The following is a 23089-nucleotide window of genomic DNA, read 5'->3' as shown; positions in this document are numbered from 1 at the left end:
GTCCGCAGGACCGTAATCCGACAATATGGTTGGCGCATGATGTCGGATTACGCGCTTGCGCGCTAATCCGACCTACAGTCCTCGAGCGGAAACACTAAAGTGAACGTCGTGGCGGCCGCATCGGACGCCACGGTCGCGCTGCCGCTATGCAACTGCATGATGGCCGTGACGATGGCCAGGCCCAGGCCTGTGGAAGCGGCCGAATCGCTGCGGGCCGGGTCGGCGCGATAAAAACGCTCGAACAAATGGGGCAAGTGGCGCGCGGGGATGGCCGGGCCGAGGTTGCTCACGCTCAGTTCCACGCCCTCGTTCGTCGCGTGCGAGCGCAGCAGGATCGTGCTGCCCGGCGCCGCGTGGCGGATGGCGTTCGACAGCAGATTACCGAGCGCGCGGCGCAGCAGTTGCGGCTCGGCCGTCACCGTGCCGCTGCCGTGGCAAGCCAGCGCCAGCTCGCGCTCTTCGGCCAGGCCTTCAAAGAAATCGGCCAGGCGCAAAAACTCGTCCTGTATGGGCAGGACTTGCTTGACGAGCAGCATTTCCTCCTGCTGGGCGCGCGCCAGAAACAGCATGCTGTCGATCATGCGCGACAGCCGTTCCAGCTCTTCCACATTCGACGACACCAGCTGTTCATATTCGTGCGCGCTGCGCGGACGAGCCAGCATGACCTGGCTTTGCCCCAGCAGATTGGTGACGGGCGTGCGGAATTCATGCGCCAGGTCGGCGGAAAATTGCGACAGCCGCGCATAGCCTTCCTGCAAGCGCGCCAGCATGGCGTTCAGGGCCTGTATCAGGGGCAGTAATTCCGTGGGCGCGCCGCGCGCATCGAGCTGCTGCTCCAGCTTGCCCGGCCGCACGAGGGCTGCGTGCGCGGCGATATTGCGCAGCGGTCGCAATCCCCGCAGCAGCATCAGGCTCGCCAACAGGGCCGCCACCAGCGCGCTGACGGCCACCGAAACGACGATCTGCCAGCGATAGGCGGCAAACATGGCCGTGCGGTCGCCGTAGACCCGGGCGACGGAAATGTCCGCCATCTGCGCCGGATCGCCGATGCGCGCGCTGGCCGCCACCACGCGTGCGGGATAGCCGTCGCGGCTGGTCCAGCTGACGATATCGCTGTTTGTCACGGGCGCATCGACGGCAACGGGAACAGCATGCGCCACCGTCTCGCCGTTCGGATTGACGTCGATCAAACGCGTGCCATCGGCGCGCACGATGCGCACCAGCGAATTCTCTTGACCGCTCATGGTGTCGCGGAAATACTGGGGCCGTTCGCGGATGATGTCGAGGGTGCCCGCATTACCCAGCAATTGCTGGATCTGCCGCAGTTTACCCAGCAACAGAATATCGTCGCGGCGCTCGATTTCCGCCACAAACGAGCGGTACAGATGCATGCCCAGCCCGGCCGACACGAGCGCCACGATCAGCACGAAGACGAGCGTGACGCGCAGGGTCAGCGAGCGGCGAAGTTGCGCCAGTTTCATGCGTCAGCTGCCGTGGGCGCGCGCAATTCGCAGACATAGCCCATGCCCCGCAAGGTGTGGATCAGCTTGGGTTCGAACGGGTCGTCGAGCTTGCTGCGCAGGCGGCGGATGGCCGCGTCGATGACGTTGGTGTCGCTCTCGAAATTGATGTCCCACACTTGCGAGGCGATGATGGAGCGCGACAAGACTTCGCCCTGGCGCCGCGCCAGCAGATGCAGCAAGCCGAACTCCTTCGCCGTCAGGGTGATGCGCTGGCCTTGGCGGCTGACCTTGCGTTTCATCACGTCGATTTCCATGTCGCCGATGCGGATGACGTCGTCTTCGCGCGGCGGCCCGCGCCGCAGCAAAGTGCGGATGCGCGCCACCAGTTCGGCAAAGGCGAATGGTTTCACCAAGTAATCATCGGCGCCCAGTTCCAACCCTTTGACCCGGTCCTGCACTTCGTCGCGCGCCGTGAGGAAAATCACGGGCACGTCCGCGCCGCCCTCTTGCAGCCGCAGCGCGCGCAAGACTTGCCAACCGTCCATGATGGGCAGCATCACGTCGAGCACGATGAGATCGGGTGACTCCGTACTTGCCATGTGCAGGCCGTCGCGGCCGTTGCGCGCCAGGCTGACCGTAAAGCCGGACTCGGCCAGACCGCGCAGCAGATAGTCGCCCGTCTTCGGTTCGTCTTCTATGACCAGGATGCGCATCGGTGGGGGCTTTCTTGTGGGAAGTTGGACCATTCTACGCCGCACGCAGGGCGCAGCAGATGATAAAAATGTCATGCGCCGATCATCTTCTCGTAGGGCAACGCTGGCCATACTGGCGTCACTTACTCAACGGACAGCCACATGAAAAACCTGTTACTCGGCAGTACCCTGCTGTGCCTGCTGGCCAGCCCAGTCCACGCCCAGCTGCGCAAGATCGATGACCTTTCGCTGGCGGCGGCCAACAAGCTGGCCGACGCGGCCATGGCTGCCTGCCAGGCGCAAGGCCGGCACATCGTCGTCACCGTGCTGGACCGTGGCGGCAATATTGTCGCCGTGCAGCGCGCCGATGGCGTCGGGCCGCACAACACGGATGCCAGCCGGCGCAAAGCCTACACGGCCCTGTCGACGAAAACCGATACGCAGGCGCTGGCCGTGGCCGCGCGCGGCAATCCCGACATGGCCAATTTGACCACCGTGCCGGAACTCTTGCTGCTGGGCGGCGGCCTGCCCTTGCGAACCAAGGGCGAAGTGGTCGGCGCCATCGGCGTGGCTGGCGGCGGTGGCGCGCAGCAAGACCGCGCCTGCGCCCATGCCGCCCTGGCCGCCATCCCCGAACTCGATTCCCCTACCCTGTAAAGAAAGATACGACGATGACCACACTGAAACACATTACCGCCGCCCTGGCCTTCGCCAGCCTGTCCGGCATGGCCCTGGCCGCCGCCAATCCCTTGAGCGTGCACATCCTCGACTTGCAGAGCGGCCAGCCGACGGCGGGCGTAACGGTCACCCTGGAGCAAAAGAACGGTGAAGGCTGGCAACAGCTGGGCAGCGCCGTGACGAATGCGCAGGGACGCATCGCGGCCATGTATCCGGTGGATGCGCCCATGCAGGCGGGCGACTACCGCATCGTGTTCAAGACAGGCGAGCACTATGCACGGCTGAAACAGGAAACGTTTTTCCCGGAAATCCCCGTGCAATTTCACGTGGAAAAGACGGACCAGCACTATCACATCCCGCTGCTGCTCAGCCCTTTCGGCTTTTCCACGTATCGCGGTAACTGACCGTTGATCAGGCCACCGTCTTTGCCGTCTGACCGAACAGCACGCTTTTCGCGTCGCCGCTGACGGTCGGCTGCACATTGATCTCGGCCGCCCGCGCATATGCGCGCACGGTGGCGGGACGGGCGGCGATGGCCGCGAACCAGCGCGCCAGGTGCGGGAAATCTTCCAGCTTCTGGCGCTGGCGTTCGTGCGGCACGATCCACGGGTAGATCGCCATGTCGGCGATGGAATAGCTGTCGCCGGCCACGAATGCGCGGTCGGCCAGGCGCTTGTTCAACACGCCATATAGCCGGTTCGTTTCATTCACGTAGCGCGTGATGGCGTAATCGATGGGTTCGGGCGCATATTGCACGAAATGGTGATTTTGCCCGGCCATGGGGCCCAGGCCGCCCATTTGCCAGAACAGCCACTGCATGACTTCGGCGCGTCCGCGCACGTCCGCCGGCAGGAATTGCCCGCTTTTCTCGGCCAGGTATTGCAGAATCGCGCCCGACTCGAACAACGACAACGGCGCGCCGCCATCTTCCGGCGCCTGGTCGACGATGGCGGGAATGCGGTTGTTCGGCGCGATGGCGAGAAACTCGGGCTTGAACTGCTCGCCCTTGCCGATATGCACGGGAATGATGTTGTAGGGGATGCCCGCTTCTTCCAGGAACATCGTCACTTTGTGCCCATTGGGCGTGGTCCAGTAATACAGGTCGATCATCGTCGTCTTTCAGCTCGTTGGCATAGGGCGGGCGTAACTATTGTCGCGCCGCAACTGGTGTGCATGGATATAATGCCACGTAAGCGAAAAACAAGACGGCGCCCAGGCAGGGCAAGCATTCACTCGCACCGTCACGCAGGCATCCCGACATTCCAGAGCACAAACAAAGAAAGCCGACCATGCGCAAACTCCTGATCGTCACGCTGTCCGTCCTGCTGTCAGGCTGTGTCCAGGACTTCGCCATCTACATGTTCGACGGCCAGGACCATTCCCTGACCATACGCCGCCAGCAACGTTATTTTTGGCAAGATACCGTGGAGGTGCAGCTGATGGCGACCAATCTGCCGCAATGCCAGCGCCTGCATACCCTGTCGACGGATGCGCCGGCCGACATCACCGTCGAGCTGTTTGCGGCCGGCGATGGCATCTGGAATATCCGCATGGGCAAGCAGTTGTGGCAAGCGGAAACGAATACCTGCAATGAACTGACGGAAATGGAAAACGACCCGAAAGCCGACCTGGGCCAGCCGGTCGGGCAATTCGTGGTCGTCGATGACAAGCTGGAATTCGAACCGGCACCGCCAGCGGCAGCGCCAGCCCGGTAAAACCCTAGCGCGTCGCCAGGCTGCGCAGCGGCTTTTTCGCCACGGCGCGCGGTGCGCCAGCCGAGCTTGCCGCCAGGCGCGGCGCCGTGCCCGACTCTTGCGCCGACAGTTTGAAGCGCGCCACCAGCTGCGCCAGCACGGCCGCCTGGTCCTGCATGCTCGACGCCGCTGCCGCCGCCTCTTCCACCAGTGCCGCATTTTGCTGCGTCACGCTATCCATTTCCGTGATCGCCTGGTTGACGTGGCCGATACCCGTGCTTTGCTCGTGCGAGGCGGCCGTGATGTCGGCCATGATGTCGGTGACGCGCGACACGGAAGCGACCACCTGATCCATGGTCGTGCCCGCCTGTGCGACGAGGGTGCTGCCGGCCGCGATGCTGTCGACGGAGGCGCCGATCAGTTCCTTGATTTCCTTGGCCGCGCCCGCCGAGCGCTGCGCCAGGTTGCGCACCTCGGACGCCACGACGGCGAAGCCGCGTCCCTGTTCACCGGCGCGCGCCGCTTCCACCGCCGCGTTCAGGGCCAGGATATTCGTCTGGAAGGCGATGCCATCGATGACGCCGATGATGTCGACGATCTTGCGCGACGAAGCGTTGATCGTGTCCATGGTGCCGATCACTTGCGCCACCACGGCGCCACCCTGGCGCGCCACGGCGGAAGCGGACTGCGCCAGTTCATTTGCCTGCACGGCGTTGCCCGCGTTCTGCGTCACGGTCGAGGTCAGTTCCTCCATCGAGGCGGCCGTTTCTTCCAGCGAACTGGCTTGCATTTCCGTGCGCGCCGACAAGTCCATATTGCCGCTGGCGATCTCGCTCGATGCCGTGGCGATCGTCTCGGCGCTGTGGCGGATTTCGCTGATCGCATCGACCAGGTTCGATTGCATGGTTTTCATCGCGTACAGCACGCTGTGGCGGTCGTTGGCATGCGTGCGCACGACGCCGCTCAAATCGTTATTTGCGATCTTTTCGGCCACGTCGGCCGCATATTCGGGGTCGCCGCCCAGCGCATGGCGCAGGCTGCGGTTGATCACCACGACGACGGCGGACAGCAGCGCGCAGACGAGTACCAGCACGCCCAGCGAGGTGAGCAGCGACTGGCGGAAGGCCGCGTCGATATCGTCCATGTACACGCCCGTCACGATGGTCCAGCTCCATGGCTTGTAGGCCACCACGCGGCTCATCTTCGGTTCGGGGGTCTTCTGGCCGGGACGGGGGAAATAATAGTGAACGAAGCCCTTGCCCGTATCGGTCTTGCCGACGGCAACGATGTCGCGGTACAGATAGGTGCCGTTGGCATCTTTAAAATCCGCCATGTTCTTGCCATTCGTTTGCGGCGCGGCAGGATTCATCACGACAACGGCGTCGAGGTTGATGATGGACAAATAACCGGTCTCGCCGAAACGCATGCTCTTGATCACGGCCGTGGCCTGCTTTTGCGCTTCTTCCTTCGTCAAGGCGCCGCTGGCGGCCAGGTCGCCGAACATCTTGACGGCGCCCAGGCCCAGGTCGGCGGCATTGCTCAGGTCGGCGCTGCGCTCTTCGATGCGGATCTTGCGGATTTCCAGGGCGTTATAGACAAAAATAACGGTGATGCACAACAGGCTGCAAATCAGGGGAATCCATAACTTCTGCTGGAACGTCAATTTCTTCATGCTGTGTCTCCAACTATCTATGTGCGGCGAAAGGCGTGGCCCGCTTCCAGCTCGGCAGGCCAGGAATGCGGCGGCGACGGTGCTCTGGCGGCACCGTTCAGACGACACCAGCATACGCTCGAAATACCGATATTTACAATGCCGGGAAGCAATGATTTGTGCCTGGTGTTGTTAATGCGTTGTCGTTGCACATGCTGCATCGCAATAGAATTAGCGTCAGCACGCGTGCTTTTTTTACGCTACAGTCGCTCTACCGTCGCCACCGCGCAAGGAATCCCATGTCGACCACATTCACCTGGCAAGGCTTTGCCATCCTGTCGGCCATGTTCGCGGCCCTGACGGCCATCCTGGGCAAGCTGGGCGTCGCTCACCTGAACAGCAATATGGCCACCTTGATACGCACGGGCGTCATCCTGCTGGTGACGGCCGCCATCATCTCCCTGCGCGCCGAATGGCAGCGCCCCAGCGGCGGCAACTGGGTGGGCTGGACTTGCCTGATCGCCTCGGGCGTGGCCACGGGATTGTCGTGGCTATGCTATTTCCGCGCATTGCAGCTGGGTCCCGTCTCGCTGGTGGCGCCCGTCGACAAGCTCAGCGTGGCGCTCGTCATGCTGGCTGGCTGGCTGGTGCTGGGCGAACCGTTCACGCTGAAGGCGGCCGCCGGCGGCGGATTGATCGTGCTCGGCTCGCTGATTTTGCTGCTGTGAGGCATTCCACGGCACGGGGGGCGCGCCTGTGTCAGAATGCACGCCGCATAGATCGACACACGAAAGAACAGCATGACCAAGAATGAAGCCATGAAACGCATCAACGACCGCCTGGGCAAACCCACCCTGACGGAGAAAAATACGCACTTTGCCAGCGTCGCCAGCTATGGCACGGACGAAGGCTGGTGGCTGAAGATCCCCTTCCTGACGTTCAAGCAGGAATTGCACTTCATCCTCAACAATGAAAAAACGAAAAGCTTCCAGCACCTGAAAATCGGCGCCAACCAGATCCTCAGCCCCGGCATGAAGTTCCGCAGCACGGGCGGCGCCGCCGACGCCTTCATGTCGGCCTCGGCGCCGAAACGCCTGGTCGACTTGCTCGACGGCGGCAGCAAGTACAACTTCACCAAGCATTTCATCAACGATTACCGCTACTAAAACACCTGACCAAACCTACTGCGCGGCGCGCTTTGCGCGCCTGCGATGCTCACCGTACTAGAGTACGGTTGCGCTTCTTAGCCACAAATCACTGCCGCTCGCGACGGTTTTGTCAGGTGCTCTTCATGTCGTTAGTCTTCCCTTGGCGGCAGCCACGCGTGCAGCAAATGCTGCGCGATGTCGAGCGCATCGTCGCGGCTGGTGCCGAAATGCAGGGGGTAGCCCCAGAACTTGCCGAACATCACGGCAAAAGCCTTGCCCGCCAGGCGCTTGGCGGCGCTCGGCTCGACCAGCACCATGCCCTGGATATACGCGCGGATGGCCGCCTTGTTCTGCTTCATCCAGAGCGCAGCCCGCTTGCGCTCTTCCTGCGGGTGTTCGTGCCCCTCCTCGTCAAAACCTTCCTCGCTGAGAATGACAAACGCCTGGCGACGCGCCAGCAGCGCGTCAAACTGGACAAACAGCATATCGGGCTGGACAGGCGCTGCCTCGCGGCGCATCCAGACGAGGGGAAAAGTGGATAGATCAAGCTGCATGGTGATGACTCCTTCAAGGGGTTGCCGTTCCTCCTTACCTTCATCAGAACACTGGCGGCGGCGGTTGCCGTTGAAGCGGGGCTGCGGATACCCATACGATAGCGCTGGCGGCGCTGCGCGTCATTGCATAAAATAGCCACAATATTATTCAATCCAGCCAAACCATTCCCATGCCCTCTCCCCTCTTGCCCAAGGTGCTGACGGCCCAGCTGGGCCTCGAGGCCGGCGCTTCCCTCATCGATTTCGACATCGATGGCGTGCTGCGCCCGCTGCTGGCCGTGGGACTGGCCAGCGTGCCCGAGGATGGCGAGCAGGCGCCGCACCGGCACCGCAAGGGGCAGCTGCTGTATGCGACGCGTGGCGTGATTCATTGCGAGGTGGACAGTGGCGTGTGGATCGTGCCGCCCCAGTGCGCCGTGTGGATACCGGGCGGCCTGATGCATTCGGCGCAGGGCGTGGGCGAGGCCGCATGTTATTGCCTGTTTGTTGAACCGGCCATGGCGCCGGCCTTGCCGGCCGTCTGCTGCACCGTGGCCGTGTCGCCCCTGCTGCGCGAACTGATCTCCAAGGCGGCCGGTTTTCCCACCCTGGCCGCGCTGCATGGCGCGCAAGAACGCCTGGTGCTCACCCTGCTCGATGAACTGGCGGCCGCGCCCGTGGAAGACTTGCACCTGCCGATGCCACGCGATCCTCGCCTGCGCCGCCTGGCCGCCCTGCTGCTGGCGCAGCCCGGCGATAAAAGCACCCTGGCCGAATGGGCCGGCCGCATCGGCATGAGCGAGCGCAGCATGACCCGGCAATCACTGGAGGAACTGGGCATGAGCGTGGGCCGCTGGCGCCGGCAATTGCACGTCATCCTGGCCTTGCAGCGGCTGGCGCAAGGCCACAGCGTGAAAGCGGTGGCGCTGGAACTCGGTTATGAAAACACGAGCGGTTTCGTCACCATGTTCCGCAAGGCCGTGGGCAAGCCGCCGGCGCGCTACCTGGCGGAACGGGAATCGAAGAGGATATAAAAACGCATAAAAAAGGCGGCATCACGCCGCCTTCGTCACGCATCGTCGCCGAACAATCAGCTTTCGCGCGCCAATGCCAGAAATTCCGTGCGCAGCGCCAGGTTCGGCTGCATCTCGCCCAGCATGGCCGAGGTGATGGTTTCCTCGCCCGGCGTGCGGATGCCGCGGCTTTCCATGCACAGGTGGCGGCAGCGTACGACCACGCCCACCGATTTCGGTTCCAGCACTTCCATCAGGGCATTGGCGATCTGCATCGTCATGCGTTCCTGCACTTGCAGGCGCTTGGAGAAGCAATCGACGAGGCGCGTCAGTTTCGACAGGCCGACGATCTTGCCGTTGGGCACGTAGCCGATGGTGGCCTTGCCGAAGAATGGCGCCAGATGGTGTTCGCAATGGCTGTAGACGGGAATGCCGCGCACGACGATCAGCTCGTTGTACTGTTCCGCGCCATCTTCAAACGCTTTCAGCAAATCCACCGGATCCTGGCCATAGCCGGACGTCCAGTGCTTCCACGCCTTGGCCACGCGCGCCGGCGTTTCCAGCAAGCCGGGACGCTGCGGATCTTCGCCAAAGCTGCTGATCAGCCGACGCCAGTCGTTTTCGGAGAATTCTTCTTGAGACATGCTACACCACCCTAAAATTTGCAATTGCCGTCAGTATATAGAAAATGTGACAGGCTGCCCCGACGGCCATTGCTTTCCCTATGGCTTAGGCGGACGGTGCGCGCGCACCAGCAGCGCGGAAATCGACACGCTCGAACTCGCCTCCGGCCACACGTCGCCGGGGCCGAACCAGCGCGCCTCGGCGATCTCGTTTTCATCGACACGGATCTCGCCATCGAGATAATCGGCCGTAAACGCGATCATCAGCGAATGGGGAAACGGCCAGGACTGGCTCATGAAGTATTGCAGGTTGTGCACGCGCAAGCCCACCTCTTCCATCACTTCGCGGTGCACGGCTTCCTCGATCGATTCGCCCGCTTCCAGGAAACCAGCCAGTGGACTGAAACGCTGCGATGGCGAGTGCTTGTGCATGGCCAGCAGCACCTGGTCGCCCTTGCGGATGAGCACCATCATGGCCGGCGAAATGCGCGGATACGCGAGCATGCCGCAGGCGGCGCACGTGAAACAGCGTTCGCCGCGCGTGCGCTGCATGGGCGTGGCGCACACGCCGCAATGGCGGTGCGTGCGCGCCCACTCGGCCAGCTGCACGGCGCGGCTGGCCAGGCCCAGGAAGGCGTCGTCGACGGCATTGAACAGGGTGCGCATGCCGTGCCAGGCCAGGCCGGCGCCGGCGGGCAATTCCTCGTCGGCCCAGACCGTCTGGCAATAGCGGCCTTGCCACAAGCCCACGGGCTGGGCGTCGCCGAGGTCGATATCGAGCGCGGCCACCTCGGCGGCAGTGGGCAGGGCCAGCTCGGGCGTGCGCAACAACAGACGCCCGCGGTGAAAGACAAAGGTCAGCGTCTGGTCTGCGGCCGGGGCAGGTTCGGGCGCATCGATCAGGGGGACAAAGGCATCGGGAGTCTGCAGCATGCTCGGTGGAATTTGTAAAGGTTGCTCATCATACTCCCGCTGCCGGACGCTTGCGCGCATAGCAGCGCCGCAGCGGCAAAGCAAGCATTCATCAGCCATGGCCGTATTTTTTTTGCGTCAAGCCCAATCCGTTGCGTAAACGATACTGATAACGATTCTCATTTACGAAATAGCGCCCAGTTATTACAATACCGCCTACCCCGTCTCCATCGCCAGCCACTTGCCCGCGTGCCCAAGCACAACGGCGCAGAGCCAGCCAGGAACCACTACCCTGACCTTTTCGAAAGAGCAAGATGGCAATCAAGAGCCGCAAACACGCACCTACCCGTTTCAACCAGCACATCGGCGCCGCCCTGGCCGTGATGCTGCTGCCCGTCGCCGCCCAGGCGGCAGACCCGGCCGGCCAAAGCGCCCCGGCATCGCAGCAAACCCTGAACGAAATCAAGGTCGTGGGCTCCAAGGAAAATGATTTCAAGGCCGAAAAAGCCTCGTCGCCGAAATACACGGAAGACCTGGTCAACACGGCGCAAACCATCGTCGTGATCAAAAAGGAATTGATCGAGCAGCAAGGCGCGCTGACCCTGACGGACGCGCTGCGCAACACGCCCGGCGTCGGCACCTTCTTCCTCGGCGAGAACGGCAACACGAACACGGGCGACGCCGTCTACATGCGCGGCTTCGATGCCTCGGGCAGCATCTATGTCGATGGCGTGCGCGACGTGGGTTCCATCTCGCGCGACGTCTTCAACATCGAACAGATCGACGTATTGAAGGGCCCGGCGGGCACGGACAGCGGCCGCGGTTCGCCGACCGGTTCGATCAACCTGGTCAGCAAGACGGCCACCATGGAAAACAAATTCAATTCCCTGCTGACGGCGGGCAGCGGCAAGCAGAAACGCGCCACGGCCGACTGGAACCGCATCATCGACGCCGATTCCGGCACGGCCTTCCGTCTGAACCTGATGACGCAGGACAGCGGCAACCCGGCGCGCGATGAAGTCAAGAACAAGCGCTGGGCCTTCGCGCCCACCGTCACCTTCGGCATCGGCAAACCGACGCGCATCACGGCCAGCTACCTGCACGTGGATCAAAACAACGTGCCCGACGGCTTTGTGCCGACCATCGGCTTGCCAGGCTACTCGACGCCGGACACCATCACGCCGACGAACAAGGTGATCCGTACCTTCCTGAACGGCGCCGCCAAGGTCGATCCGAAGAATTTCTACGGTTCCACTGCGGATCACGACAAGGTCAAGGCCGACATGGGCACCTTGCGCATCGACCATGACTTCTCGCCGACCGTGCAGTTCCAGAACACCACGCGCTACGGCAAGACCAAACAGGATTACCTGCTGACGGCCTTCATGGGCAGCACCGCCAACCTGAAGACGCCGGTCGCCGCTGATCCGTCGACCTGGACCCTGGCACGCTCGCTGCGCACCGTGAAGGACCAGGAAAACACGATTCTGACCAACCAGACCGTGGTCAGCGCGCAATTCGACACGGGCGTGCTGAAACACTCGGTGGTGGCTGGCGCCGAATTCACCAGCGAAAAACAGACCAACTACAGCTATGTGCCTGCCAGCCTGGGCACCATGCCGGACGCCAATCTGTACCATCCGAATCCGCGCGACCCCGTCACCGGCTACCAGCCCGTGCGCAACGGCGCGTTCACCGAAGGCGAAGTCAACACGCAAAGCCTGTATGTGTTCGACACCGTCAAGTTCGGCGACAAGTGGATCTTCAACGGCGGCGTGCGCTTCGACCATTTCAACACCACGTATGACGCCGTCACCCTGCAAACGGCCGTGACCGCACCGGCAGTACAGCCATTGCCAGTGGGCACGCCGATTCCTACCCACTTGACCCTGAGCGACACCTTGGCCAACGGCAAGATTTCGGCCATGTACAAGCCGACGCCGGACAGCAGCGTGTATGCCTTGCTGGCCACGTCGAAAGCGCCACCCGGCGTCAACTTCGCCCTGAGCACGGGCGCCAGCAGCGCGCAAAACCCGAAATATGACCCGCAGGAAACCATTACCAAGGAAATCGGCACCAAGTGGGACTTCCTGAAGCAAAAGCTGTCGCTGTCGGCCGCCGTCTACCAGACCACCGTCAAGAATGAAGTGGAACAAGATCCTGTGATCCCGACCATTTATTACCAGACCGGCAAGAAGCGCGTGGAAGGCCTGGAATTGGGCGTGGTGGGCGAGATCATGCCGAACTGGCTCGTCAGCGCCGGCTACACCCGCATGAACACCAAGGTCGAGTCGGGCAGGGTCGTCACGGCCAGCGGCGTCAACAACCTCAGCTACACGCCTAAACAGGCGTTTACGGGCTGGACCTCGTACACCCTGCCCTTCGGCCTGAAGATCGGTGGCGGCGCGCGTTACGTGGGTGAAATGCTGCGCGGCACCGATGGCGCCGTCGGCACGCCGGCCCGCGTGGATGCCTACTGGGTCTTCGACGCCATGGCAACCTACACCGTCAACAAGAACCTCGACCTGCAGCTGAACGCCTACAACCTGGCCGACAAGACCTATGTGGCGGCCATCAACAAGTCCGGTTTCCGCTACACCCCGAGCCAGCCACGTTCGTTCAGCCTGACGGCCAATATCAAGTTCTGACGTCAATAGAACACGACTGCGCCACATCAAGCCCCTCTTCGGAGGGGCTTTTTTATTGTCCTGATAATCTTGCCTTTTTGGCGTACCGCCACCGTGCCGCGACTAGCGTATGAAAAGTCATACAGCGATGGCCCGCCGCGTCCAATATTTCGCGCAAGCAGGCCAAATTGCGACATCCTGACAACAAAAAAAGCTTCCTTAAATCAACAACTTAAGAAGTTATGCGCCAAATGCCGATTTCAGGCATATCCTTTGCTATGTACAGGTTTTGCTGCAAATAATCGCTGGCACGCAAGGGCTTGTTTTTGAGAAATATTGACTCCAAGCTTGAGTTGCTCGCAATCAATAATCCGCTCACAGCGGCGCTTCATTTGGAGGAGTCAAAATGAAAAAGAAACGGCCATTAACCCTGTACATCCTGATTGCCATGGTCCTCGGCATTATTGTCGGCTATGGATGCAATACCGCCTTCCCTGATGCCAAGCTCAGCGCTCAGATCGCTGGCAATATTTCCATCGTCACCGACGTTTTCCTGCGCCTGATCAAAATGATCATTGCGCTGCTCGTATTCTCCACCCTGACGGTCGGCATCGCCCACATGGGCGACGGCAAGACGGCGGGCCGCATCGGCCTGAAAGCCATGTGCTGGTTCGTCGTTGCCTCGCTCGTGTCGCTGGCGCTGGGCATGGTGCTGTCGAACCTGATGCAGCTGGGAACCAACCTGGGCTTGCCATTGCCGGACGTCCACGCTTCGACGAATTTGAAAACGGCCGCCTTCACCTTGAAAGATTTCTTCACGCACCTGGTGCCGAAGTCGCCGATCGAGGCCATGGCCAACAATGAAATCCTGCAAGTACTGGTGTTCTCGATCTTCTTCGGCGGCGCACTGGCCGGCCTGGGCGAATCGGGCAAGACCCTGACGGCCGTCGTCGACCAGCTGGCGCAAGTCATGCTGCGCATCACCGGCACCATCATGAACTTGGCCCCACTGGCCGTGTTCGCCGCAATGGCTTCCGTCATCACCACGCACGGCCTGGGCGTGCTGGTCACGTTTGCCAAGTTCATGGGCGGCTTCTACCTGGGCCTGCTGTGCCTGTGGGCACTGCTGATCGGCGCCGGCTTCGTCGTCATCGGCCCGCGCGTCTTCAAACTGGTTGGCCTGATCCGTGAACCATTCTTGCTGGCATTCTCGACGGCCAGCTCGGAAGCGGCCTATCCAAAACTGCTGACGGCGCTCGACCAGTTCGGCGTGGACCGCAAGATTTCCAGCTTCGTGTTGCCGATGGGCTACTCCTTCAACCTCGATGGCTCGATGATGTACTGCACCTTCGCCGTGCTGTTCATCGCGCAAGCCTACGGTATCGACCTGTCGATCGGCACGCAGATCACCATGCTGCTGCTGCTGATGCTGACCTCGAAAGGCATGGCCGGCGTGCCGCGCGCCTCGCTGGTGGTGATTGCCGCGACCCTGAACCAGTTCAATATTCCGGAAGCGGGCCTGCTGCTGCTGATGGGCGTCGATCAATTCCTCGACATGGGCCGTTCGGCCACCAACGCGGTCGGCAATGCCGTCGCCACGGCCGTCGTCGCCAAGTGGGAAGGTGGCCTGGCCACCGAGGAGGAAGCAGCCGCAGCCAACGCGGCCAGCCAGAACACGGAAAGCCATTGGGGCGAAGCGGATCACGCTAGCAAAGCCTGATAGCGCCATGGCCCGCCACAAGCGGGCTATTTATTTGTTGTCCATGTTGAGTAACAAGCAGTCAGGTAGTGCGATCAGTAGTCATTCCAACCTATTAGAGAGATTTTCATGAAAAAAGTCCTGTTTACCCTGCTGACCCTCGGCGCAGCCTCCACCGGCGCCCTGGCCCAATCGAACGTGACCATGTATGGCGTGGCGGACGCCGGCCTGGTGTTCGACAAGGATGCCGCCGGCGACCGCCTGAACCGCGTCGCTTCCGGCATCGCCTCGGGCTCGCGCATCGGCTTCAAGGGCAAGGAAGACCTGGGCGGCGGCCTGGCCGCCACCTTCGTGCTGGAAAGCGGTTTCAATATCGACACCGGCACCTCGGGCCAGGGCGGCCGGCTGTTCGGCCGCCAGGCGTATGTGGGCCTGACCGGCAGCGCCGGCGCCCTCACCCTGGGCCGCCAATATACGCCGTACTACCTGGCCCTGCGCGACGTGGCCGATCCGTTTGTCATCGGCCTGGCCGGCACGGCATCGAACATTATGGCGACGAATTACCGCGTCGATAATATGGTGCAATACAGCTCGCCGACCTATAGCCACCTGTCGGCCGACCTGGCGTACGGTTTTGGCGAAGTGGCCGGCGACAATGCGAAAAACCGCAGCATGGGCGGCGCCGTGCATTACATCGATGGCCCGCTGAACGTGACCCTGACGCATCACCGCCAGGAAAATGCGCTGGCGACCCAGCAAAGCCGCAACACCTTGCTGGCCACGCGCTACGACTTTGGCGTAGTACAAGGTAACTTCGGCTACGCCGACAACCGCGCCCTCGACAACAGCAAGAGCAACGACATCCTGGTCGGCTTCAGCGCACCGTTCGGCGCCACCAAGCTGGTCGCGTCGTACATCCGTCACAACGACAAGAGCAACGCCAACCGTGACGCCCAGCAGTGGGCCATTGGCGCCTTCTATGCGCTGTCCAAGCGCAGCGACCTGTACACAGGTTACGGCCACATCAGCAACAAGAACGGCGCGACCTACAAGGTTGGCAATGCCACCGACGATGGCACCGGCACCAGCGGTTTCAACTTGGGTATGCGCCACACGTTCTAAGGACGTCGAGCTGTCCGTAAAATAGAAGTGTGGGCCGCCGGATGCATATCCGGCGGCTTTTTTATTTCCGCGATTACTTAAATGCGATACTGTGGGTTCTTGCAAGTTGGCAGCTGATTTTATGAATAACAGTAGTAAACCCTCCCTTTCCTGGCGCCAGCGCCTGTCGCAACGGTCGGGCCGCGAAACGCTGGCCTGGGGCGTGGTGCTGGCCGCCTGCCTGGCCACCGTCTGGCTCGTGTATTTCTGGACCGAACGCATCGCCATCGGCAAGCTGCAGGCCAGTGGCGCGCAGCGCCTGGAGGTGTATGTCAGCAGTCTTGAAAATGCGCTGGAGAAATACGACTTCCTGCCCAAGACCCTGGAGCTGAACCGCGACGTGATCCGCCTGCTGCAGCACCCGGAAGATCCGGTGCTGGTCGATACGGTCAACCATTACCTCGAGCAGATGAATGCCCAGGCGAAATCGTCGACCATTTTCATCAGCAACCTCGACGGCAACACGCGGGCCGCCAGCAACTGGCAACAGCCCGATAGTTTTATTGGCGACAATATCTCGTTCCGCCCCTACGCCCAGGATGCGCTGCGCGGCACGCCGGGCCGCTTCTATGGCGTGGGCACGACGCGCCTGGAACCCGGTTACTTCTTTGCCCACGGCATCTACCAGAATGGCCACATGCTGGGCCTGGCAACGGTGAAGGTGAATCTGGAAACCCTGGAAAAACGCTGGGTGCAAGGCGCCGACAAGGTGATGCTGGCCGACGAGCACGGCGTGATCTTCCTCAGCTCCATGGCGGACTGGAAGTACAAGACCCTGGCGCCGCTGTCGCCCGCCATCGTCGAGGAACTCAACCGCACGCGCCAGTACTATTCGAAGCAGCTCGCTGCCATCCCCTTCGTTTCCGACCGCCAGCTGGGCAATGGCGCGCGCGTGATCAGCGTGCGCGAGCATGAACATGCCGATGCCCCGCCGAAGACCAGCTCGAGCGTCATGACGCAGATCAAGCTCAAATCGCCGCAAGGCTGGACTTTTATTTACCTGTCCGACCTGGCGCAAGCCAAGGCCAGCGCGCGCGCGGCGGCCGCCTTCTCTTGCGTGCTGCTGGGCTTTTTCATGCTGCTGTTCTTTTACCTGCGCCAGCGCCGCGCGGCCGTGGCGCAAAAATTGCGCGCCCGCGAAGATCTGCAGCACGCCTACGACAACTTGGAAGCCATGGTCGAGGAGCGCACGTCGGAACTGAACGCCATGACGCAAAGCCTGAGCCAGGAAATCGAGGTGCGCAGCAAGGCCGAGCAAAAGCTGCACATCACGCAAAACGAACTTTTTCAGGCCGGCAAGATGGCCGTGCTGGGGCAAATGTCGGCCAGCATCACACATGAACTGAACCAGCCACTGACGGCGCTGCGCACCATGTCCGACAATGCCGTCATCCTGCTCGAGCGGGGGCGGCTCGACGATGCACGGCGCAACCTGGCGAAGATATCGCAAATTGCGGCCAGGATGGGGACCATTACGGGACAATTGAAGATTTTTGCGCGCAAATCGACAACCAGCCTGACCTCCGTGTCGATCCCCACGGCGATCAGCAACGCCCTGTTCCTCGTCGAACGGCGGCTGCAGGTGGAAAATGTGCGTTTTACCCTGCAATTGCCGCCCGAAGACATCTTCGCCATGTGCGAAAGCAACCGCCTCGAGCAGGTGCTGGTGAACCTGTACGCCAATGCGCTCGATGCCATGAACGGCAGCGACGTGCGCAGCCTGCGCGTGTCCGTCGAATCCACGCCCGGGCACGTGCTGATCCACGTGGCCGACACGGGCCCGGGCCTGTCGACGGAAGTGTATGAACACCTGTTCGAACCGTTCTTCACGACCAAACCGCAAGGCCTGGGACTGGGCCTGGGCTTGGCCATTTCCGAACAGATCACGCGCCAGTTCGGCGGCGTGCTGCGCGCCGAGAACGCCCCCGGCGGCGGCGCCATCTTCACCATCGAACTACAGATAGCAACGCAGGAGGAAAAACATGTTTGACGGCTTGAAGGTCTTGCTGGTCGAAGACGACCCCACCGTACGCGAAGGCAGCGAGCAGGCATTGCAGCTGGCCGGCCTGGATGTGCTGGCCTTCCACTCGGCCGAGCTGGCCTATAAACTGCTGACGCCGGATTTCCCCGGCATCGTCGTCAGCGACGTGCGCCTGCCCGGCATGAGCGGCCTGGAATTGCTGCAAGCGGTCAAGACGCTCGATGCCAACCTGCCCGTGATCCTCGTCACGGGCCACGGCGACATCACCATGGCCGTGCACGCCATGCGCACGGGCGCCTACGATTTCATCGAAAAGCCGTATTCGTCCGACCAGCTGGTCGACGTCATCCTGCGCGCGCTGGAAACCCGGCGCCTGACCCTGGAAGTGCACAGCCTGCGCCGCCAGCTCGAGGACGGCGGCGGCATCGAAGCGCGTTTATTGGGCAATTCCGTGGCGATGCGCGACATACGGCGCCTGATACTCGACGTAGCAGACGAACCGGCCGATGTGCTGATCTATGGCGACACGGGCACGGGCAAGGAAATGGTGGCCCGCTGCCTGCACGACTTCAGCCACCGCCGCAAGCACAACTTTGTCGCCGTCAACTGCGGCGCGATTCCCGAAAGCATATTCGAGAGCGAAGTCTTTGGCCACGAACCGGGCGCGTTTACGGGCGCGGCCAAGCGGCAGGTGGGCAAGATCGAACACGCGGACCAGGGCACTTTCTTCCTCGACGAAATCGAATCGCTGCCCCTGTCGCTGCAAGTGAAATTGCTGCGCGTGCTGCAGGAACGCTATATCGAACGGCTCGGCTCGAACGTGCCCACGCCCGTCGACGTGCGCGTCATCGCGGCGGCCAAGCTGGACCTGGAAGACTTGTCGCAGCAGCAGAAATTCCGCAGCGACCTGTACTACCGATTGAATTTGATCGTGCTGCACCTGCCGCCGCTGCGCGAACGGCGCGAAGACATCCCCATCCTCTTCGAGCACTTCGTGCTGGCCGCCGCCGCCCGCTACAACCGCGCCGCGCCCGTCGTTTCCAGCGCGCAGATGCGCAACCTGATGGCCCACTCCTGGCCCGGCAATGTACGCGAACTGCGCAATATCGCCGACCGCTTCGTGCTGGGCATCGCCGGGGGCGCCTCGAGCTTGCTGGCGGCCGGACTGGCCAGTCCATTGTCGCTGGCGGAACAGGTCAACGGCTTCGAACGGTCACTGATCGAGCAGGAACTGCGCGCATATGCGGGCAACGTCAGCGAAGTGAGCGCGGTGCTCGGCTTGCCGAAACAGACCTTGTATCACAAGATGCAAAAGTACAACCTGGTGGCGGAAGAGTTCAGGTAGGCACGCCGACCCGGCCCGTGCGCAAGGGCACGACCCAGTCGGGCCGGCCGTTGGCCAGCGCCAGCCGGGCCGCCTTTTCCCAGTCATATTCCACCGCGCGCAACTGCGCCGTCCAGCTGCCATCGGCTCCCTGTTCGGCAATCGCATAGCGCGCGTGCGGCGTGCCGTTTTCCATCACGTGCGGATAACCATGGTCGTCGTCGTAGGCTTGCAAGCCCACGCTGCCCGGGTTGACGATCAGCCGGCCATCGGCTAGGCGCACCTGGCGCGGCATGTGCGTATGGCCGCACAGTATCAAGGCCGCGTCGGCCTCGCCGGCACGTTCCGCCACTTCCCGCAGCGTGGCGGCACGGCTGCCTTGCGGCGTGACGCTGTCGAGAAAATACACGAGGTCGCTGCTGGGCGTGCCATGCACGAGCAGCACGTCATGCCGCAGGCGCAAGGTGGCGGGCAGCGCATCTATCCATGCGAGTTGCTCCGGCAACAGTTGCGCGCGCGCATAGGCGTCGGACACGCCCATGCGGGCCGGATCGCCCAGCAGCTGGCGCTCGTGGTTGCCGCGGATGGTGGGCAGATTGATACCCATCAGGCGCGTCGCCGTGGCGCGCGGCTGCAGATGGCCCGAGACGATATCGCCGAGGTTGACGGTCACGTCCACGCCACGCCGGGCGATGTCGGCAAGCACGGCGTCAAGCGCGTCCAGGTTGCCGTGGATATCGGATATGGCAGCGATTCTCATGCGATGTCTCCTGTTCTTGCGCACCATTCTGCGCGCCTCCCCTGTTGCAGGCAATGCCGCGCACCAGCAATGACATGCGGTAGGACAAATCCGACGGTAATTTGCGCCGTGCGGCTACGTGATCTAAATGTAACAGTTGCTACCATTTCCTCATTGCATTAGACCTGTCGGCCGCCCCAGCGTCGCGGCCCACCCATTACTTTTCAGAGGAGTAGTTCCATGTTTGTCACGCCCGTCCCCGCCCGCCTTTCCCCACTCCGTTTGCAGCTTCTCGCCTTGCGCGGCGCCCTGATGCTGGGCGTGCTGGGCATTGCCACGGCGGCGGCCACGGCGCGGGCCGAGCCATCGCCGACACTGGACCGTGTCAGCATTTCCGTGGGGGCGTTTTCCGCCGATCCGCGCATCAATATCGGCGCCGACACGCAGTTTGGCCGCATCGACGCGCCCGAATCGAAGCCAAGCCACACCACGATTCCCCGCGTCAAGGCGGACTTGCTGATCGGCGACCGCCATGGCCTGGCGTTCGACTACTACCGCTATGATAAATCCTACACTCCCACATTGACGGGCGAAACCATCATCAATGGCCAGCCCGTGACGGGCACAGCCACGGCGAATGCCGACCTGAAACTGGACCTGGCCAAGCTGGCCTATAAATGGTGGCTGGGCAGCGGCAACGACACTTTCGGCATCGGCCTGGGCGCCGCCTACTACCATGCCAACCTGAATGGCACGGCGACCGGCATCGTCAATGGCGAAACGGCCACGGCGCGCGATTCCATCAGCGAGCACGCCTTTGCTCCGCTGCTGGAAGTGGGCTGGCGCCACGCCTTCACACCGGACTTGCGCATGTATGCGGAAGCGTCGGGCATCAAGAAAAACGGCGGGCGCATCAATGGACACATCTACGGTGGCAATATCGGCATGGAATGGTTCCCGTTCAAGAACATCGGTTTCGTGGCCGATTACGGCATCTCGAAAATCAAGCTGCACCGCGACAGCGAACGTGATGCCGACCTGAACATTCGTCTGACGGGACCGTCGGCATATGTGAAAGTACGCTTCTAAACCAGCTCAGGCCGCCGGTTTCAGCAACGTCAGCTGGAACCGCGGCAAGTCCGGATCGTCGTACGCCTCGACCCTGGCAAACGGCAGGCGCGCAAATGCCTGCCGCCAGAACGCGCAGGCAGCGACATCGGCGCGGAACGTCGCCACCATCCACGTCTGCTCGCTGCCCAGCAGCACGCGGCGCACCACTTCCAGCGCCAGCCCCCGACGCCGGTATTTGCGCAAGATGAAAAAGTCGCTGAACTCCTGCACCGGCAGCTTGCCGGCCATGCCAGGCTCCGTAATGAAAAATCCCGCCAGCGCGCCATCGACCTCGATCCAGGCGGCCGTATGGCCGGGCGCATGCACGTACTCGGCCAGCCCGGCATCGCACACATCGTAGCGGCCATCGGCCAGCACGTCCTCCCCGCTCCAGGCGGCATTGTCGTAGCAATACAGCTGGAACAGCTGCGCCAACGCCCCTTCTTCGCCCGGGGCTACGGCGCGCAATGTCATGTTCTGTGCTACCGGCATGGTCCGCCTTTCCGCCACCTGGCGTTGCTGAGATGACGAGTGTAGCACCACGTCGCTCATCCCTTCCCGTACGGTTCAGGCCAGCAAGTACATCTGCCGCAATGCGCATCCCACCTGCACCACACAAAACAACATGGCAACGAGCAATAGCCCCAGATGGATTTTTAAAATCAGAGCGGATGCATGGAAAGAAGCGCAATCTGTACCAGAGGTGGCACAGCGGTACAGGCAAAACGCTCGATACCGGCATGCGCGACTAAACAAGGGAGCTGCCCACACGGTCGATACGGCCCGCATAACAGCCCCGCTTGGCATTGTGGACGTGAATATAACTGACGCCCGCATCGGCGAATAATCGCGCAATGACGGCTTCCATGGCGCTGCCATCGACCACCTCGGCATCGAGCATCATGCCGTCGGCGGCATAGGCGCGCAGCGACAATAGACGCAGCCGCATCGATTCCGGCACCTCGTTGACGGCATCGTAGGCTTGCGTGGCGCCCTCGCGGACAAAAATGGCATGGCAAGCCCGGTAAGGCGTCATGGCGGGCTGGCAGACATGATTCAATAACAGCACGGTCTCGCCCAGTTCGGCCTCCGCCAGCGTTATACGGTCAGGAAATCCAGGTTTTTGGTCGACCACATGGCGCCGCATGCCGAGCGCCATCAATTCGGCATCGGACAGGGAAAAAAAGGGAATAAAAGGTTCGGGCGACAAACCCGTAATGTGAAAATCCATGCTGTTCTCCGGTGTCGTCAAAACCACCATCAGACCAGCATCGGGACAGCGCCGCCATCCGCTTCTTGCTGTGGAATGTGACCATGCCCCCGGATCGCCCACTACCGCCCGCGCGCATAAAAAAGCCTGCTTCACGGATGAAGCAGGCTCTTTATCGGCAGTAGCTGGCGACAGGCGTCAGAACGGCGTGCTTAGAACGGGATGTCGTCATCCATATCCGAGAAGTTCGGTGCTGGCTTCGGTGCCGGGCGTGGTGCTGGCGCCGGGGCTGGGCGCGGAGCCGGTGCTTGGCGCGGGGCCGGGGCTTCGTAGCCACCGCCGCCACCGTAGCTGTCATCGCCACCGCCGGCGTCGCCGCCCATGCCGGAACGGCCGCCCAGCATTTGCATCTGTTCCGCGATGATGTCGGTTGCGTACTTCTCGACGCCGTCCTTGTCCGTGTATTTACGGGTTTGCAGACGGCCTTCGACGTAGACGGACGAGCCTTTTTTCAGGTATTGGCCGACGATTTCCGCCAGGCGGCCGAAGAACGAGATACGGTGCCACTCTGTCAATTCTTTTTGTTCGCCCGTGTTGCGGTCCTTCGATTTGTACGAAGTGGCCACGGCGATGTTGGCGATCGCGTCGCCGCTAGGCATGTAGCGGATTTCCGGGTCACGGCCCAGATTGCCGACGATGATGACTTTGTTGACTGATGCCATGAATAACTCCTGATGAACTGCAGCGGGAGCCGGTGTCCCGCGCGTTAGTTTAGTGTACTAAACGAGGATTATAAGCGACCACGCGGCGCAAAGCACCCGCTTTCTAACG

General features: G+C 62.1%; 23 protein-coding genes. 12 read left to right on the top strand and 11 right to left on the bottom strand.

The window, feature by feature from the left end:
- Window positions 1–62: 62 nt before the first annotated feature.
- Both BLU39_RS23365 and BLU39_RS23360 read right to left on the bottom strand, forming a co-directional pair.
- Window positions 63–1481 carry a heavy metal sensor histidine kinase gene (locus BLU39_RS23365; protein WP_092717560.1) on the bottom strand — a complete coding sequence of 473 codons (1419 nt, stop codon included), beginning with the start codon at window positions 1479–1481 and terminating at the stop codon, window positions 63–65.
- Window positions 1478–2176, bottom strand: coding sequence for a heavy metal response regulator transcription factor (locus tag BLU39_RS23360; protein ID WP_092717556.1), 699 nt, complete (start codon window positions 2174–2176; stop codon window positions 1478–1480). Before BLU39_RS23360 ends, BLU39_RS23365 begins: the two co-directional genes overlap by 4 nt.
- A 141-nt stretch (window positions 2177–2317) precedes the next feature.
- On the opposite strand from BLU39_RS23360, the gene BLU39_RS23355 reads away from it, so the two are divergent.
- Window positions 2318–2812: a GlcG/HbpS family heme-binding protein gene (locus BLU39_RS23355; protein WP_092717553.1), complete on the top strand. Its 495-nt coding sequence runs from the start codon at window positions 2318–2320 to the stop codon at window positions 2810–2812.
- Window positions 2813–2826: 14 nt separating this feature from the next.
- On the top strand, window positions 2827–3237 hold the full coding sequence (gene uraH / locus BLU39_RS23350) for a hydroxyisourate hydrolase (RefSeq protein ID WP_092717550.1): 411 nt from the start codon (window positions 2827–2829) through the stop codon (window positions 3235–3237).
- Between the two features lie 7 nt (window positions 3238–3244).
- Here the strand turns inward: uraH and BLU39_RS23345 are convergent, their stop codons facing one another.
- Window positions 3245–3943, bottom strand: a complete 699-nt coding sequence (locus tag BLU39_RS23345) for a glutathione binding-like protein (protein WP_092717547.1) — start codon at window positions 3941–3943, stop codon at window positions 3245–3247.
- Between the two features lie 179 nt (window positions 3944–4122).
- Between BLU39_RS23345 and BLU39_RS23340 the strand changes: the two genes are divergently transcribed.
- Window positions 4123–4548 (top strand): YdgH/BhsA/McbA family protein, encoded by a 426-nt coding sequence (locus BLU39_RS23340; protein WP_092717544.1) that lies wholly within the window; start codon window positions 4123–4125, stop codon window positions 4546–4548.
- Between the two features lie 4 nt (window positions 4549–4552).
- Here the strand turns inward: BLU39_RS23340 and BLU39_RS23335 are convergent, their stop codons facing one another.
- On the bottom strand, window positions 4553–6199 hold the full coding sequence (locus BLU39_RS23335) for a methyl-accepting chemotaxis protein (protein ID WP_092717541.1): 1647 nt from the start codon (window positions 6197–6199) through the stop codon (window positions 4553–4555).
- A 278-nt stretch (window positions 6200–6477) separates the two neighbouring features.
- Here BLU39_RS23335 and BLU39_RS23330 point away from each other — a divergent pair, with 278 nt between their 5' ends.
- Both BLU39_RS23330 and BLU39_RS23325 read left to right on the top strand, forming a co-directional pair.
- Window positions 6478–6906: an EamA family transporter gene (locus BLU39_RS23330; RefSeq protein WP_092717539.1), complete on the top strand. Its 429-nt coding sequence runs from the start codon at window positions 6478–6480 to the stop codon at window positions 6904–6906.
- 72 nt (window positions 6907–6978) lie between these two features.
- Window positions 6979–7344 (top strand): hypothetical protein, encoded by a 366-nt coding sequence (locus BLU39_RS23325; RefSeq protein WP_092717537.1) that lies wholly within the window; start codon window positions 6979–6981, stop codon window positions 7342–7344.
- A 131-nt stretch (window positions 7345–7475) separates the two neighbouring features.
- Here the strand turns inward: BLU39_RS23325 and BLU39_RS23320 are convergent, their stop codons facing one another.
- Window positions 7476–7880: a hypothetical protein gene (locus BLU39_RS23320; protein ID WP_092717534.1), complete on the bottom strand. Its 405-nt coding sequence runs from the start codon at window positions 7878–7880 to the stop codon at window positions 7476–7478.
- Window positions 7881–8050: 170 nt separating this feature from the next.
- Between BLU39_RS23320 and BLU39_RS23315 the strand changes: the two genes are divergently transcribed.
- Window positions 8051–8893 carry an AraC family transcriptional regulator gene (locus tag BLU39_RS23315; RefSeq protein WP_092717530.1) on the top strand — a complete coding sequence of 281 codons (843 nt, stop codon included), beginning with the start codon at window positions 8051–8053 and terminating at the stop codon, window positions 8891–8893.
- Window positions 8894–8949: 56 nt separating this feature from the next.
- On the opposite strand, the gene folE is transcribed toward BLU39_RS23315, so the two are convergent.
- Together folE and nudC are read right to left on the bottom strand one after the other, a co-directional pair.
- Complete coding sequence (gene folE, locus BLU39_RS23310; protein ID WP_034754386.1) at window positions 8950–9516, bottom strand: GTP cyclohydrolase I FolE; 567 nt, start codon at window positions 9514–9516, stop codon at window positions 8950–8952.
- A gap of 78 nt (window positions 9517–9594) precedes the next feature.
- Window positions 9595–10428 (bottom strand): NAD(+) diphosphatase, encoded by an 834-nt coding sequence (nudC, locus tag BLU39_RS23305; RefSeq protein ID WP_092717527.1) that lies wholly within the window; start codon window positions 10426–10428, stop codon window positions 9595–9597.
- A gap of 293 nt (window positions 10429–10721) precedes the next feature.
- Here nudC and BLU39_RS23300 point away from each other — a divergent pair, with 293 nt between their 5' ends.
- The 5 genes from BLU39_RS23300 to BLU39_RS23280 all read left to right on the top strand — a co-directional run bounded on the left by BLU39_RS23300 (window position 10722) and on the right by BLU39_RS23280 (window position 19220).
- Window positions 10722–13055 carry a catecholate siderophore receptor Fiu gene (locus tag BLU39_RS23300; protein WP_092717524.1) on the top strand — a complete coding sequence of 778 codons (2334 nt, stop codon included), beginning with the start codon at window positions 10722–10724 and terminating at the stop codon, window positions 13053–13055.
- Window positions 13056–13440: 385 nt separating this feature from the next.
- On the top strand, window positions 13441–14754 hold the full coding sequence (locus tag BLU39_RS23295) for a dicarboxylate/amino acid:cation symporter (protein ID WP_092717521.1): 1314 nt from the start codon (window positions 13441–13443) through the stop codon (window positions 14752–14754).
- Window positions 14755–14862: 108 nt separating this feature from the next.
- Complete coding sequence (locus BLU39_RS23290; protein ID WP_092717517.1) at window positions 14863–15855, top strand: porin; 993 nt, start codon at window positions 14863–14865, stop codon at window positions 15853–15855.
- A 121-nt stretch (window positions 15856–15976) separates the two neighbouring features.
- Window positions 15977–17884 (top strand): sensor histidine kinase, encoded by a 1908-nt coding sequence (locus tag BLU39_RS23285; RefSeq protein WP_092717514.1) that lies wholly within the window; start codon window positions 15977–15979, stop codon window positions 17882–17884.
- Window positions 17877–19220, top strand: a complete 1344-nt coding sequence (locus BLU39_RS23280) for a sigma-54-dependent transcriptional regulator (protein WP_092717512.1) — start codon at window positions 17877–17879, stop codon at window positions 19218–19220. The genes BLU39_RS23285 and BLU39_RS23280 overlap by 8 nt, the downstream gene beginning before the upstream one ends.
- On the opposite strand, the gene BLU39_RS23275 is transcribed toward BLU39_RS23280, so the two are convergent.
- A complete protein-coding gene (locus BLU39_RS23275) occupies window positions 19213–19959 on the bottom strand; it encodes a metallophosphoesterase family protein (RefSeq protein WP_092717510.1) in 747 nt (248 codons plus the stop codon). The genes BLU39_RS23280 and BLU39_RS23275 overlap by 8 nt on opposite strands.
- 219 nt (window positions 19960–20178) lie before the next feature.
- On the opposite strand from BLU39_RS23275, the gene BLU39_RS23270 reads away from it, so the two are divergent.
- Complete coding sequence (locus BLU39_RS23270) at window positions 20179–21027, top strand: hypothetical protein (protein WP_092717507.1); 849 nt, start codon at window positions 20179–20181, stop codon at window positions 21025–21027.
- A gap of 6 nt (window positions 21028–21033) precedes the next feature.
- On the opposite strand, the gene BLU39_RS23265 is transcribed toward BLU39_RS23270, so the two are convergent.
- The 3 genes from BLU39_RS23265 to ssb form a co-directional block, all read right to left on the bottom strand.
- Window positions 21034–21522: a hypothetical protein gene (locus BLU39_RS23265; RefSeq protein ID WP_092717504.1), complete on the bottom strand. Its 489-nt coding sequence runs from the start codon at window positions 21520–21522 to the stop codon at window positions 21034–21036.
- Between the two features lie 274 nt (window positions 21523–21796).
- A complete protein-coding gene (locus BLU39_RS23260; protein WP_217635104.1) occupies window positions 21797–22309 on the bottom strand; it encodes a DUF1203 domain-containing protein in 513 nt (170 codons plus the stop codon).
- Window positions 22310–22470: 161 nt separating this feature from the next.
- Window positions 22471–22980 (bottom strand): single-stranded DNA-binding protein, encoded by a 510-nt coding sequence (ssb, locus tag BLU39_RS23255; RefSeq protein ID WP_034781209.1) that lies wholly within the window; start codon window positions 22978–22980, stop codon window positions 22471–22473.
- Window positions 22981–23089: the final 109 nt, after the last annotated feature.

It is taken from the genome of Janthinobacterium sp. OK676 (assembly GCF_900103595.1).
Taxonomy (GTDB): domain Bacteria; phylum Pseudomonadota; class Gammaproteobacteria; order Burkholderiales; family Burkholderiaceae_D; genus Janthinobacterium.
The sequence above is the reverse complement of the archived record's forward strand: the minus strand, read 5'-3'. Positions and strand labels throughout refer to the sequence as shown.